This is a genomic window from Peribacillus folii, assembly GCF_030271255.1.
Classification (GTDB): Bacteria; Bacillota; Bacilli; order Bacillales; family DSM-1321; genus Peribacillus.
In genome coordinates this window covers 44580-57227 of sequence record NZ_JASJOM010000001.1, presented here as the reverse complement: position 1 = coordinate 57227, position 12648 = coordinate 44580, and the positions used below count along the sequence as shown (strand labels likewise).

The 12648-nt window shown below is 46.0% G+C and carries 12 protein-coding genes; all 12 read left to right on the top strand.

The features are described 5' to 3' along the window. The first annotated feature begins 71 nt into the window (after positions 1–71). The 12 genes from QNI08_RS00300 (at position 72) to mltG (ending at position 12544) form a co-directional block, all read left to right on the top strand. Positions 72–737, top strand: coding sequence for a tetratricopeptide repeat protein (locus QNI08_RS00300; protein WP_285765445.1), 666 nt, complete (start codon positions 72–74; stop codon positions 735–737). A 37-nt stretch (positions 738–774) separates the two neighbouring features. After that, positions 775–3183 (top strand): SF1B family DNA helicase RecD2, encoded by a 2409-nt coding sequence (gene recD2, locus QNI08_RS00295; RefSeq protein ID WP_285765444.1) that lies wholly within the window; start codon positions 775–777, stop codon positions 3181–3183. 93 nt (positions 3184–3276) lie between these two features. Further along, positions 3277–3843, top strand: coding sequence for a LemA family protein (locus tag QNI08_RS00290; RefSeq protein WP_285765443.1), 567 nt, complete (start codon positions 3277–3279; stop codon positions 3841–3843). Beyond that, a complete protein-coding gene (locus QNI08_RS00285) occupies positions 3843–4628 on the top strand; it encodes a TPM domain-containing protein (protein ID WP_285765442.1) in 786 nt (261 codons plus the stop codon). The genes QNI08_RS00290 and QNI08_RS00285 overlap by 1 nt, the downstream gene beginning before the upstream one ends. A 149-nt stretch (positions 4629–4777) precedes the next feature. Then, on the top strand, positions 4778–5236 hold the full coding sequence (locus QNI08_RS00280) for a PRC-barrel domain-containing protein (RefSeq protein WP_285765441.1): 459 nt from the start codon (positions 4778–4780) through the stop codon (positions 5234–5236). Between the two features lie 16 nt (positions 5237–5252). Beyond that, a complete protein-coding gene (locus tag QNI08_RS00275; RefSeq protein WP_285765860.1) occupies positions 5253–5441 on the top strand; it encodes a hypothetical protein in 189 nt (62 codons plus the stop codon). Positions 5442–5670: 229 nt separating this feature from the next. After that, a complete protein-coding gene (locus QNI08_RS00270) occupies positions 5671–6747 on the top strand; it encodes an AI-2E family transporter (protein ID WP_285765440.1) in 1077 nt (358 codons plus the stop codon). Between the two features lie 306 nt (positions 6748–7053). Further along, positions 7054–9690, top strand: coding sequence for an alanine--tRNA ligase (gene alaS / locus QNI08_RS00265; RefSeq protein ID WP_285765439.1), 2637 nt, complete (start codon positions 7054–7056; stop codon positions 9688–9690). Between the two features lie 66 nt (positions 9691–9756). Continuing rightward, complete coding sequence (locus QNI08_RS00260; RefSeq protein ID WP_285765438.1) at positions 9757–10026, top strand: IreB family regulatory phosphoprotein; 270 nt, start codon at positions 9757–9759, stop codon at positions 10024–10026. Beyond that, positions 10026–10451, top strand: a complete 426-nt coding sequence (gene ruvX, locus QNI08_RS00255) for a Holliday junction resolvase RuvX (RefSeq protein WP_064463555.1) — start codon at positions 10026–10028, stop codon at positions 10449–10451. Before QNI08_RS00260 ends, ruvX begins: the two co-directional genes overlap by 1 nt. 11 nt (positions 10452–10462) lie before the next feature. Further along, positions 10463–10753 (top strand): DUF1292 domain-containing protein, encoded by a 291-nt coding sequence (locus QNI08_RS00250; RefSeq protein ID WP_034308630.1) that lies wholly within the window; start codon positions 10463–10465, stop codon positions 10751–10753. 648 nt (positions 10754–11401) lie between these two features. Then, a complete protein-coding gene (gene mltG / locus QNI08_RS00245; RefSeq protein ID WP_285765437.1) occupies positions 11402–12544 on the top strand; it encodes an endolytic transglycosylase MltG in 1143 nt (380 codons plus the stop codon). Positions 12545–12648 lie beyond the last annotated feature (104 nt).

Here is a 12648-nt window from a genome sequence, read left to right as displayed (position 1 = left end):
GCGTGGTCCGCTGAAATCGACCGTGGGCTTATGCTATACTTTTTATTATGAAAATGGAGTGTGAATGAATAATGGATAAAAATCAACAAGGCATCGAATATATGCAACAAGGAAAATATGAGGAAGCGGCGAAGGTCTTCAATGAGGCAATCGAGGAAAATCCGAATGAGCCTGTTGCCTACATAAACTTTGGGAATGTACTCACGGCCGTGGGTGAAACGGATAAGGCGGTCAAGTTTTACAAAAAGGCGATCGAGCTGGATGAAAAGGCAGCTGCAGCATATTATTCATTAGGGAACTTATATTATGAATCAGATTCTAAATTAGTTGAGGCGAAGGACATGTTTGAGAAAGCGATTCGATTAGGTTTGGAAAACAGTGATGCTTACTTCATGCTTGGATTGACTTTGATGGCATTGGAACAGTCTAAATTGGCGATGCCCTATTTACAGCGAGCGGTGGAGCTGAGCCCAGAGGACGTCGATGCGAGATTCCAATATGCGCTTTGCCTCGCCAATTCTGAATTGTATGATGAATTGATCAATCAGCTGAATGCAGTGGTGGAAAAGGATCCTGGTCATGCCGATGCTTATTATAATTTGGGTGTAGCATTTGCCGGTTATAAGGAAGATGCCCAGGCAGCGATAACATACTTTGAAAAGGCGCTAGAAGCCCAGCCTGACCATATGCTGGCAGCGCACGGTAAAAAACTGATGGAAGAAATGAATGCCGAATAATTAAAAGGCATATGCATGGAAAAGGTGGGGAGTAACGTTGAGCCAGCAAGATTCGTTGGATTTGTTTGCAGAAGAGAAAATGTTCATGAAGGGCAGCCATTTGGTGACGATCTTTCATAATGAGGAAAATATGTACTCGGTTGTTAGAATTCGCGTTCATGAAACGAATCTGGATTATGAAGAGAAGGAAGCTGTCGTAACCGGTTATTTTCCAAGGATGCATGATGACGAGATGTATATTTTTTATGGGGCCATGAAGGAGCACCCCCGTTTTGGCCTTCAATTTCATGTGGAGCATTTTCGCAAGGATTTGCCCCAATCCAAGGAAGGCATCGTCAGTTATTTGTCTGGTGATTTGTTTAAGGGGATTGGGAAGAAAACAGCCGAAAACATTGTTGATACGCTAGGGGAAAAGGCGATTTCCAAGATTCTGGCTCAGCCCTCGTTACTTGATGATATTCCGAAACTATCCGGCGAAAAAGCGAAAGGGCTCTATGACACACTAGTGGAGCATCAAGGCCTGGAGCAGGTGATGATTGCCTTGAATCAATATGGCTTCGGTCCGCAGCTCTCGATGAAGATTTATCAAATGTATAAGCAGGATACGATTTCTATGGTCCAGGGAAATCCGTATAAGCTTGTCGAGGATATTGAAGGGATTGGCTTTGGCCGAGCGGATGAGCTTGGTCATCAGCTCGGCATTTCCGGCAGCCATCCTGATCGGATCAAGGCGGCTTGCTTATATACGCTGGAATCCCAATGCCTCCAAGACGGGAATATCTACATAGAAGCCGAGCAGCTGTTGGAAGCGGTAAAAAAGCTGCTAGAGGAAAATAAACGGGACCGGATCGAGTTCACGAACATTTCCTCGGAAATAATCGAATTGACGGAAGAAGGAAAAATCGTTGTCGAAGAGCAACGGATTTATCCGCCATCACTGTTTTATTCCGAAAAGGGAATCGTGATGAACATCAAGCGGCTGCTGGATCAAACCGAGTATGAGGATCAGTTCCCGGAATCGGAATTCTTGCTGGCGCTTGGTGAGCTGGAGGAACGCCTTGGTGTTTCATATGCCCCGGCACAAAAGGAAGCGATACAAACCGCGCTGCAGTCGCCGATGCTCATTCTGACCGGGGGACCGGGAACCGGTAAGACGACGGTCATCAAAGGAATCGTCGAGCTTTATGCCGAGCTGCACGGGGTATCAATGGATCTGAATGATTACAAAAAAGAAGGAAGCGACCCATTTCCCTTCGTCCTTGCGGCACCGACCGGTCGTGCGGCGAAGCGCATGGCTGAATCGACCGGGCTCCCCGCCGTCACGATTCACCGTTTGCTGGGATGGAATGGGAGCGAAGGCTTTTCCCATGATGAGGATAATCAGCTGGATGGCCGGATCGTCATCATCGATGAGGTATCCATGGTGGATACTTGGCTGGCCCATCAATTATTCAAGGCCCTGCCGGAAAATGTCCAGGTTATCTTGGTTGGCGATGAAGATCAGCTGCCATCAGTCGGTCCGGGACAGGTGCTGAAGGACTTGCTTGCATCGGATTGTGTACCGACTGTCAGTCTTGAGCATATTTATCGTCAGGCTGATGGGTCATCGATCATTGAATTGGCCCATGATATCAAAAAGGGCAGGCTTCCTGCCGATGTGACGAAACAGCAGGAAGACCGCTCTTTCATTCGCTGCCAAACCGGCCAAATCGCCCAGGTGATCGAGAAGGTGGTCGCAAATGCGCGGACGAAGGGCTTCACGGCCAAGGATATACAGGTCCTCGCCCCCATGTACAGAGGTCCTGCCGGCATTGATGCCTTGAATAAAATGCTTCAGGAAGTGTTCAATGGCAATGCCGATGAAAAACGGCGGGAAATTAAATTTGGTGATGTGATCTACAGGACGGGAGATAAGGTGCTGCAGCTGGTGAACCAGCCTGAGGAGGGCGTCTTTAACGGCGATATGGGAGAAATCGTCTCGATATTGTTCGCTAAGGAAAATACCGATCATGTCGATAAAGTCATCATATCGTTCGAGGGCATCGAAGTGACCTACACGAAACAGGATTTGAACCAGATTACACATGCATATTGCTGCTCGATCCATAAATCGCAGGGAAGTGAGTTTCCCATCGTCATTTTGCCTGTGGTGAAAAGCTATTATCGGATGCTCCGTAGGAACTTATTATATACCGCGATCACCCGCAGCAAGAATTTCCTGATCCTTTGCGGGGAGGAAGATGCATTCCGCCTGGGTATCGAGCGCAATGATGAGATGCGCAGGAAAACGACTTTGCGTGAAAAGCTGCACGAGGTATTGAGTGAAGCGGATGCTCCGGTCGAAAAGGGAATGGTGCAGGAGCAGCAGGCGAGCTATCTTGACATCCTCATGCATGCCGACCCGATGATCGGGATGGAGAATGTCACACCTTATGATTTCATGTAGCTTATTAAATCGCTTAATTTTGTTTTACATTCATAGTTTTGGTGGAATTACTATAAAATATAACTTATATGTGAAAAGGCAGGGGGGACCAGGATGAAAAAAGGTTGGATAATCGGAATAGTCGTTGTCGTTTTGCTCGTGATATATGGGGCAACCTCATACAACGGCCTTGTAAGTGCCAATGAAGACGTCGACAATAAGTGGTCACAGGTGGATAATCAATTGAAGCGAAGGGCGGATTTAATTCCGAACCTCGTCGAAACGGTGAAAGGTTATGCGAAGCACGAAACCGAAGCCATCAAAGCGGTGAGTGATGCCCGCTCCAAGCTGGCGGGTGCCAATACCACAGAAGATGCGATACAAGCTGACCAACAGCTGAGCGGTGCCTTGAGCCGCCTATTAGTTGTCGTCGAGAACTATCCGGATTTAAAGGCTAATGAGAACTTTAAGGGACTCATGGATAGCCTGGAGGGGACGGAAAACCGTCTGACGGTGGCACGAAAAGACTATAATGATGAAGTCACGACATATAATAAGACAATTAAACGCTTTCCGAAGAATGTAATGGCGGGCGCATTCGGGTTCGAAACCAAGCCGTATTTTGAAGTAACCGATCAAGAAAAAGAAACGCCAAAGGTTGATTTCGGGAGCGATAAATAATGAAAAAACTCGCTGTGTTTGCGCTATTCTTCTTTTTCACGCTCCTTTTTGCAAACGTAGCCGCAGCACAACCCAACATCCCGGAACCAGTTGGGGACATCTATGTCCAGGATTTTGCCGGATTGCTTGATGATCAGGAAAAATCGGAATTGATCGAGCTGGGAAAACGCTTGGATGATGCCACCAAGGCACAGATTTCCGTATTGACCGTTGATTCGCTGGAGGACTCTGATATCAATGAGTACTCTGTCGAAGCTTATAGATCCTTCAAGCTTGGGGATGCCGAACTGAACAATGGAGTCCTCATCGTGCTGGCCAAGGAAGAACGGAAGATACGGATCGAAGTCGGGTATGGTCTGGAAGGGGCCATCACCGATATCAGGTCGGGACAGATTTTGGACAACGTTGCGATTCCAGAGCTGAAAAAAGGCAATTATGATTCTGCACTGACTGAGACCTATAAGGCTGTCTATAACGATGTGACGAAAGAATATGATCTAGGCAAAGAGTTTCATCAAGATCTTTCCGTCCAGCCAGAGCCGGAGCCGGATACCTTTCAGCCATCCGGCCTGCAGGTTTTACTCATGATCATCGTCATCATCATCGTGTTCATCCTCGATGCCAAATTCTTCAAAGGGTTTTTTCTTCGAACGCTCCTCAATATCCTCTTGATCTTCATCAGCCGCGGAGGTGGAGGCGGAGGCGGCGGCGGCCGAGGTGGCAGCGGACCGCGCGGCGGAGGCGGCGGAAGCTCCGGTGGGGGCGGTTCCAGCAGAGGTTGGTAAGATCGAATAGCATGGACATGGTTTGCACCCCAGACAAATGGGGTGCTTTTTTTGCCGTCCCATAAGCGAACCGACAATGGAAAACCTTTCAGCACATCTATTTTCATGCTGAAAGGAATAATAAAAATGTTCGGAAAGGCGGGATGACCTTGCGGACGTTTTCTTTATTGAAAGGGATGCCGGTTTTCACGATTAACGGAGAACGGATCGGCACCGTCCATGATTTATCGATTTCAGGATCGGGTCAGGTAACAGGCTTGGTCATTCATCAGCAAGCATTGTTCAAAAGAGCCTTCCATTTGCTTTTAACCGACATACGATCTTTCGGACAAGACGGGATCGTCATCGAGCTCAAAGATTCGCCTATGAGGAAAATTCCCTCGAATTCCATCTGCCTGACCAAGGACGAGCTACTGGGACGGATGCTTTTTTCGGAAATGGGTGAGGAGCTTGGTTTACTGCAGGATGTATACTTCAGGGAAAAAATGGGCACGATTATAGCGTATGAAACAACGGATGGTTTTTTTTCGGAGCCCACAGTGATCGAGTCAAAACAGCCGCCTACGTTTGGGAAGGATACCATCATTGTTTCAGTTAATAAACAGTGAGGTGTCCATTTTGGAAATTAAATGCCCGAATTGCCGCAGCAAAGATGTGGGGAAAATTGGCGTGAATCAATATTATTGTTGGAATTGTTTTATTGAGATGACCTTATCGGAAGGGCTCATCAATACGCACCAGGTCGAGGAAGATGGAAGCTTAAGCTCATTGGACGATTTGTTTGAAGAAAATGACCGCCGCTTCAGTATGTGATTATTGGAAGAGGTGTTTGGTATGGCTAAACGTTCACGCAATAGTCTTATGAACTTCGGTTCGGACATGATGAATTCAAAGATGCTTAAACGGAGCATGAAAAAAATCCGTAAAAGATTAAAGTCATTATTATGACGTGTGCTAGGGTGTCCTCATCAGGACACTCTCTTTTTTATGTATGAAAACCCGCCGCCTTTCGAAGAATAAACGAGCGGGAGGTGTTTTTGAAGTGGGTATTCGTGTTAAGTGGTTTTATCGCCTCGGTTTTTTGCTGCTCTTATTTTTCGTCATTTATATTTTCATGAAACTCAAACCTTTATGGGGGCCGATTGTCACTGTATGTGTGACGGTGCTGATCCCTTTTTTGATTGGCGCATTCATCAGTTACTTACTGCATCCGGTAGTTGAATATTTAAAGGGAAAAGGGATGAGGCGCTGGCTTTCGATTACGATCATTTATTTATTGTTTTTCGGTGGAATCGGCTTTGCCGTGTATAAAGGTATACCGGTGATGGTCAGTCAGGTGCGGGAGCTGTCGGAAAGCGTGCCGGAACTGGTTGAACAATACCGGAGCCGGATAGATAATCTGAATCATCAAACCGCCGCTTGGCCATTCGGGATCCATGAAAGGGTGGAGGAAGGCATTCTCCTGTTCGAGGGCTGGTTGAAGCGTATGCCTGAAAAAGCGATGGAGTATGCCGTGAAATTGATCGACTTCATCGTTCTGATCGCCTTGATTCCCTTCATCGCATTTTATATCCTGAAGGATTTCACCGCCTTGAAAAAAATGGCCTGGTATATGACACCGAAAAAATGGCGCAAGCAAGGACGGGACTTCGTCCGTGACGTCGATGCGTCGCTTGGCAGTTACATTCGCGGTCAAATCATCGTTTGTGCCGTGATCGGCTTGTTATCCTCGCTGCTTTTCTGGATAGTCGGAATGGATTACCCGTTGCTATTGGGTGCAATCATCGGGGTTACGAACGTGATACCGTACTTCGGTCCGATCATCGGCGCCATTCCCGCCGTGATCCTTGCTGCGACGATATCGGTGAAAATGGTGGTGATCATTGCAATCATCGTGGTCGTGCTCCAATTCCTTGAAGGAAATGTGCTGTCTCCGTTAATTGTCGGCAAAAGCCTCCATATGCATCCGCTTTTCATCATGCTGGCATTACTGGCCGGTGGCGAAATCGGCGGCATCACGGGGATGGTCCTGTCCATTCCGATTCTGGCTGTGCTGAAAGTTTTTGTTTTGCATGCCCGCGTTCATTTTAGAAAGAAGCCGCCGCTTATTGACAAATAAAAGTCTTGTGAATATAATCCATTACATAAGATAATTCGTTGAAGGATGAAGTATGCTGAAGTCCACCAAGAAGAGAGGCATCCCCTAGGCTGAGAGGGATGGCCAGGTGAAGAGCGGCAGAAAGCTAGTCCCGAGAGCAGCTAATACCTGCCGTCATGCCGCGTTAAGGCTTTTATGAAGGTGATGGACATAGGATTTCCTGCGTCCGTAATCAGGGTGGTACCGCGAGTTGACTCTCGTCCCTGTTTTGGGATGGGGGTTTTTTGTGTGCTCAAAAATGACAAGACCTTAAAGGAGGATATACATATGAAGTATTTAACTGGTGCTCAAATCCGCCAAATGTATTTAGATTTTTTCAGTGAAAAAGGCCATAACATCGAACCGAGTGCATCCTTGGTTCCTCATGAAGATCCATCATTGCTTTGGATCAACTCCGGGGTGGCGACATTAAAGAAATATTTTGATGGACGGGTGATTCCCGAGAATCCGCGGATCACGAATGCCCAAAAAGCGATCCGTACAAACGATATTGAAAACGTCGGAAAGACGGCACGCCACCATACGTTTTTCGAAATGCTGGGTAACTTCTCGATTGGTGAATACTTCAAAGAAGAAGCCATCACATGGGCTTGGGAGTTCTTGACTGATGAAAAATGGATTGGTTTCGATAAAGATAAATTAGCGGTGACCATCCACCCTGAAGATGATGAAGCGTTTGAACTCTGGAATAAAAAAATTGGTGTTCCTGCTGAAAGAATCATCCGCCTTGAAGAAAACTTCTGGGATATCGGCGAAGGTCCAAGCGGTCCCAACACGGAAATATTCTACGATCGCGGACCAGCATATGGAGATGATCCAAATGATCCGGAACTATATCCAGGCGGGGAAAACGAACGTCATCTAGAAGTATGGAATCTTGTGTTTTCCCAATTCAACCATAATCCGGACGGTTCTTATACACCGCTTCCAAAGAAAAACATCGATACGGGCATGGGGCTTGAGCGTATGGCTTCCGTCGTTCAAGATGTACCGACGAACTATGATACAGATTTATTCATGCCGATCATCCGTGCAGTCGAGGAGATTGCCGATGTGAAATATGGTGTCGATGCAGAAAAGGATGTTGCCTTCAAGGTGATCGCCGACCATATCCGTACGGTGGCATTTGCTGTTGGGGACGGAGCCCTTCCATCCAACGAAGGCCGTGGGTATGTATTGCGCCGCTTGCTCCGCAGGGCCGTTCGCTATGCGAAGCAAATCAACATCAATCGTCCATTCATGTTCGAGCTGGTGACGGTCGTTGGTGAAATCATGAAAGACTTCTACCCTGAGGTCCTCAATAATAAAGATTTCATTGCAAAAGTAATCAAGAATGAAGAGGAACGCTTCCATGAAACCCTTCATGATGGATTGGCCATCCTGTCAGAGGTCATTAAAAAGGAAAAGGAAAAAGGAAACTCGACCATTCCTGGCAGTGATGCCTTCCGTTTATATGACACATATGGCTTCCCGATCGAGTTAACGGAAGAATATGCCGAGGAAGAAGGCATGACGGTCGATCAAGCTGGATTCGAAAAAGAAATGGACGCACAGCGTGAACGTGCACGGTCAGCACGTCAAGATGTGGATTCCATGCAAATCCAAGGCGGAGTATTGGGAGATATCAAGGTCGAAAGTGAATTTGTCGGCTATGATCAAGTTGCGGTCGATGCAAAGGTTGCGGCCATCATAAAAAATGGCGAGCTTGTCACAGAGGCACAGGAAGGGGAGGAAGTGCAGGTCATTCTGGACAAAACTCCTTTCTATGCGGAAAGCGGCGGACAAATAGCGGATAAAGGAACGATGTCAAGTGAATCCTTGAAAGTGGACGTCCATGATGTTCAAAAGGCCCCTAATGGTCAAAACCTGCACCGTGTAACGGTCGTTGCCGGTACTTTAACGACAGATTCCGATATCGTAGCTGCAGTCAATCAAGAAAACCGTATCCATATCACCAAAAACCATACCGCGACACATTTGCTGCATCAGGCGTTAAAGGATGTTCTCGGTACACATGTCAATCAGGCCGGCTCGCTCGTACAAGCTGAACGCCTTCGCTTCGACTTCTCTCATTTCGGACAGATAACGGCCGAAGAAATAGAGCGGATCGAAACGATTGTAAATGAAAAGATCTGGCAAAGCCTGCAAGTGAATACAGACTATAAAAATATTGACGAAGCTAAAGCGATGGGCGCCATGGCCCTGTTCGGCGAGAAATACGGCAAGGTCGTCCGTGTCGTTCAGATCGGTGATTATAGCCTAGAGCTTTGCGGGGGCGTGCATGTCCCGAATACGGCGGTGATCGGCTTGTTCAAAATCGTCTCCGAAAGCGGGATCGGTGCGGGCACACGCAGGATCGAAGCGGTGACGGGTGCTGGTGCATACCAATTGATGACGGATCAAATCGGCATCCTGAAAGAGGCGGCAGCTAAATTGAAAACGAATTTGAAGGATGTTCCTTCAAGGATCGAAACGGTCTTGGCTGATGTGAAGGAGCTACAACGTGAAAACGAAAGCCTGACTGCCAAATTAAGTAATATTGAAGCGGGAAGCCTTGTTTCAAACGTGAAAGAAATCAATGGGGTACAAGTACTCGTGGCCAAGGTTCAAGCTACGGATATGAATAACCTGCGTGCCATGGCGGATGATTTGAAACAAAAGCTTGATTCTGTCATCATCGTATTAGGATCGGCACAAGGCGATAAAGTCAACTTGATTGCAGGTGTTACGAAAGACTATATCGACCGCGGTTTCCATGCAGGTAAATTGATTAAAGAAGTGGCTTCACGTTGCGGCGGCGGCGGCGGCGGCCGTCCGGATATGGCCCAAGCCGGCGGAAAAGACCCAGAAAAACTGGATGCAGCACTTAATTTTGTTGAAGAATGGGTCTTAACGATTTCATAATCCATGAAAAGTGTTGTACAATGTAGGTAATAGTGGATTCTGGACGCTGAGGAGAGGTGCATGTTAATGAGTTCGTTTGATAAAACGATGAAATTTAATTTTCCCGAGGAACCATTCGAAAGAGATGTACAAGAAGTATTGTCTCAAGTATATGTTGCACTTCAGGAAAAAGGGTATAATCCGATCAACCAGATTGTCGGTTATCTATTATCCGGTGACCCAGCTTACATCCCGCGCCATATGGATGCACGAAACATCATCCGTAAGCTTGAACGCGACGAAATCATCGAAGAATTGGTCAAGTCGTATCTTAAGAAACAACGAGAGGAATTCTAATGCGCACAATGGGGCTTGACTTGGGTTCAAAAACCATCGGCGTCGCCGTAAGCGACGCGATGGGCTGGACTGCACAAGGTTTGGAAACGATCAAAATCAACGAAGCTGGAAACGACTTCGGCTTTAAACGTCTCAATGAAATTATAAAAGAGCACGAAGTTTCTAAAATCGTCCTCGGTTTACCTAAAAATATGAACGGGACTGTAGGACCGCGAGGCGAGATCAGCCAAGATTTCGCCAAGCGATTAGAAAAAAAATTCAAGCTGCCTGTGTTTCTCTGGGATGAACGGTTGACAACTATGGCGGCTGAACGTGTCCTTCTTGAGGCGGACGTGAGCCGAAGCAAACGTAAGAAAGTCATTGATAAAATGGCAGCTGTCATGATTCTGCAAGGGTTCTTGGACAGACAAACAAATTCAATATGAGGTGAATGCAAATGGAACACGGCGAAAACAACATTACAGTAGTAGATGAAAACGGAAACGAGCAGCTTTGCGAAATCCTTTTCACATTCGATTCAGATAAATTCAACAAATCTTATGTCCTTTATTATCCAATGTCAGCAGAAGATGAGGAAGAAGAGATTGAAATCCACGCTTCTTCATTCGTACCGAGCGAAGATAATAAAGACGGTGAGCTTACTCCGATCGAAACCGAAGAAGAGTGGGACCTAGTCGAAGAAATGCTAAACACATTCCTAGACCAGGAAGAAGCCGAAGAAGAATAAGAATACTGACCTGGATTTTTTATGAAACCAGGCAACTTGAAGGAGATGCTGTCTGTATTTTGCAGGCGGCATCTTTTTTTAGGTTCCATTACCACTCGAAAAAAGGATGAGATATCGTTGCACACTCGTGAGTTTTGTTGTTTTGTCGGTTATTGCTGTGGGGGGAAGCACATGACTCGTGAATTCAATGAATACTTATCTTTTCTCTGCAAATAAAAGGATAAAAGTCGCTAAAGGACCTAAAAATAATGAGAGCAAGAACCAATTCAAAGCCGTTCTGTTTTTCCCTTGAGCCAGTCCTGCATTTATGAGGGCCAACGTCCCCCACCCGACAAAATAAGAATTTTCCAACTCCTTGCACCGCCTTTCCTTATCTTTCAAATAAAGCCTATGATAAGATTATTCCGGTTCGGGGATGAAATGTCTACCATAAAAGTGGAAAAATCGAATGCAGCAGAAATCTTCTCACTATTTCCTGATTAAAGACAAAAACAGTGCTTTTTTGCCATAAATAGCGTAATTATGAATGTAGTTTCACAAAAAACATGTATTTTTTTGTTGGTTTTAGTATAATGTTCGAAGCAAAGTCTAATTAGAGAAAGCATCATCTAGAAGCCATTCTGTAGTTGGTGTGAGTTTGCAGGGGGAATGAAAATGGATGAAAAAGATCATAATTTATCTAAAAAGGAACATATTCAAATGAAATTGTTGGAACGGCAAGGAGAAGCAAGGCTTGTTCGTAAAATCATCATGATTACGATCGCTTCGCTTATAGTACTAATCGGGATCGTTGGTCTCGTGGGGTTCTTATATATTAATTCCGCCATGAAGCCCGTCGACCCTGATGATGATACCATCAAGAAAGTGAAAATCCCTATCGGCTCTTCCGTGAACGGCATTTCAACATTGCTTGAGGAACAGGGAATAATCAAGGACGCACGTGTATTCAAATATTATATTAAATTCCGCAATGAATCCGGTTTTCAGGCAGGAGAGTATAAGTTATCTCCCTCCATGCCGATCGAAGATATCGTCACAAGCATCAAAACCGGGAAGCTGATGAAAGAAGCGGCATTGAAGATCACGATCCCCGAAGGGAAGCAGCTTGTCCAAATTGCCGACATCATTGCGGTCAAGACGGGGCAAGACCCGAAAAAAGTCTTCAAGGAAATGAATGATAAGAAATTCGTTAAGTCGATGCAGGAACAATTCCCGGAGCTATTGACTTCCGAAATCGAAAATGAAAAGGTTTTATATCCGCTCGAAGGGTATCTTTTCCCGGCAACCTACGACTTCTATGAGGAAAAACCCAACTTGGAATCGATCGTTGTCGAGATGCTGAAGAAAACGGATGAAACCCTTCAGGCATATAAACCGCAGTTGGAAAAGGATGATTATTCCGTGCACGAGATGCTGACCTTCGCTTCGCTTGTAGAAGAAGAAGCGACGGCTCAAGTTGACCGGGGAAAAATAGCCTCCGTCTTCTACAACCGGATCAAGGAGGATATGCCGCTTCAAACCGATCCTACCGTGCTGTATGCAAAAGGCTCCCATAAAAGCCGGGTATATTATAAAGACCTGGAGGTGAAGTCCCCGTATAATACGTATAAGAATAAGGGGCTGCCGCCTGGACCGATTGCCAATGCAGGAACGACATCGATCGAAGCTGCATTGAAACCCGAAAAAACGGATTTCCTCTACTTCCTGGCCACACCGGAAGGAGAAGTCTTATACTCCAAAAACCTGGATGACCATAATATTAAAAAAGCAGAGCATATTTCCAATAAATAAAAGCACCGCATCGAAAGGGGAGAGATATTACTTTCCCCTTGTTTTTATGATAGAATAGTACAAGTGAATTTTCGGATCCGTATTATCGATGATCAGTAACTCGG